Raw genomic sequence first — 2,081 nt, forward strand, 5'->3', positions numbered from 1 at the left:
GTCGAAGTACTAAAGGGTGTCAGTCTGGATATCAAAAAAGGCGAGATAGTTTCAGTTGTTGGAGCTTCGGGAGCCGGTAAGACAACGCTGCTCCAAATTCTGGGGACCCTGGACACCCCTTCCACAAAACAACCGTGCAGCATTAAGGTCAATGGAGTGGATATCACGGGCCTGAACGAAAAAGGCCTGGCCCGATTCAGGAACGAACATATTGGTTTTATCTTCCAGTTTCACCAGTTACTCCCTGAATTTACGGCCCTGGAAAATGTTTGCATCCCGGCATTTATAAAGAATACCGATCGGGCAGTAGCCGAGAAACAAGCTTTGGAATTTATGGACTTTCTCGGCTTAAGCCACCGTTTACACCACAAGCCCTCAGCACTTTCAGGAGGAGAACAGCAGCGTGTGGCCGTGGCCCGGGCACTTATCAACAGGCCAGCTGTTATCATGGCAGATGAACCCAGTGGGAATCTCGATTCTTCCAGCGCAGATCGGCTGCATGAACTCTTTTTTAAACTTCGGGATCGCTACGGGCAAACCTTTGTGATCGTCACCCATAATGAGGAACTCGCTGCTATGGCAGACCGGAAGCTCACCATGGTGGACGGCAGGATCCTTTCAGAAAATGCAGATACGGGCACTACTTGATTTTCTGAAGAAACCGGAGTATGTGGCAGATCCGGATCCGTCTGTGCGCACCTTGGGAATATTACTGATGTGGACTTTGGTGATTTCCCTTTTCCTGGCCATCCTAATAGGCGTTATAAGCGACCTTGGGCCCTGGAACCTTGAGGAGCACGCCCTTGACGAACTCTTCGAGAAGTATTCGACCATAACGATTTTTTTTATAGGCTGCGTATTAGCTCCCGTCATCGAAGAACTCATATTCAGAGGACCGTTGTGGTTTTTCAGGGATTCCAGGATTTTTCCATGGGTTTTTTATGGATTCACCCTGGCCTTTGCCCTCGTACACCTGAGCAATTATCCAAATCTCTCGGAGATTTGGCCCCTTGCGCCCCTGTTGATCAGTCCCCAACTGAATATCGGTGTTTTTTTAGGGTTTGTCCGGATACGCTTCGGGCTATTGTGGAGCATTCTATTTCACGCCGTTTACAATACCGTAGTGTTGGGGCCAATACTGCTGCTACATGAACTCGGAATTAGCTTATCTTGAAAACAATTGCATTAAAAACCTTTTTGGACGCCAAAACCCTGCAGTATCAACGGCCGGAATTTTTGAGTTCAGACCCTATTCAGATCCCGCATAGATTTCACGAAAAATCAGATATTGAAATTGCCGCTTTTTTAACCGCGACCATCGCCTGGGGCAATCGCCTGAGTATTATACGAAGTGCAAACAGGATGATGGAACTTCTGGAGCAGGCGCCGCATGACTTTGTGATGTCCGCTTCAGAAGAAGAACTCGAGCCTCTGCAGGGGTTTGTACACCGTACGTTTAACGGACTCGACTTTATAACATTCGTCAAAGGTTTGCGGCATATTTACTCGAATTACGGGGGAATGGAATCTTTGTTTGCCAAATATGCCCATGGTGAGGACTTGCAGGGGGCCATTACAAAAGTACGCGGCCACTTTTTTGAAATCCCGCATTTACAACGCTCAGAGAAACACTTTTCAAACCCCGCCAAAGGATCTGCTGCCAAACGCATCAATATGTTTTTACGCTGGATGGTCCGCCCTTCGGATTCAGGTGTCGACTTCGGTCTGTGGACGCAGCTCCAACCCTCGCAATTGTCTTGCCCTCTCGACGTACACTCCGGAAAGGTAGCCCGGGCCCTAGGCCTTCTCTCCCGCAAACAGAACGATGCCCGGGCGGTAGCAGAACTGGATAAGGCGTTGCGAAAACTGGATCCCGGGGACCCTGTAAAATATGACTTCGCCCTTTTCGGGTTAGGGGTATTCGAGCGCTTTCAATAGTTGTTTTAAAAAGCGTCGTTTCCCGAAAAAACACTGTTATTGAAAAGCGTCTGGGAATTCTCTACAGCCTCAAGAGTACCTAAGGCCTTTTGGCAAATCCGTAGCCCTGAGGTAAATCAAGAGGAATTCGACGCCCCCCTTCG

General features: G+C 48.7%; 3 protein-coding genes. All 3 read left to right on the forward strand.

The annotated features are described in order from the left end of the window. The coding region (locus WBV75_RS07445) for an ABC transporter ATP-binding protein (RefSeq protein WP_424120001.1) at positions 1-648 on the forward strand (648 nt) is incomplete at its 5' end. Continuing rightward, entirely contained in the window at positions 626-1,174 is a 549-nt protein-coding gene (locus WBV75_RS07450; RefSeq protein WP_424120002.1) for a type II CAAX prenyl endopeptidase Rce1 family protein, read from the forward strand. The genes WBV75_RS07445 and WBV75_RS07450, both read left to right, overlap by 23 nt. Continuing rightward, complete coding sequence (locus tag WBV75_RS07455) at positions 1,171-1,938, forward strand: TIGR02757 family protein (RefSeq protein WP_424120003.1); 768 nt, start codon at positions 1,171-1,173, stop codon at positions 1,936-1,938. The genes WBV75_RS07450 and WBV75_RS07455 overlap by 4 nt, the downstream gene beginning before the upstream one ends. The last annotated feature ends 143 nt before the right edge of the window (positions 1,939-2,081 follow it).

Source organism: Robiginitalea sp., from assembly GCF_049588695.1.
Lineage (GTDB): Bacteria > Bacteroidota > Bacteroidia > Flavobacteriales > Flavobacteriaceae > Robiginitalea.

Coding starts and splice junctions, on each gene's coding strand:
- WBV75_RS07450 (WP_424120002.1), top strand. CDS start 626: ATGCAGATACGGGCACTACTTGATTTTCTGAAGAAACCGGAGTATGTG.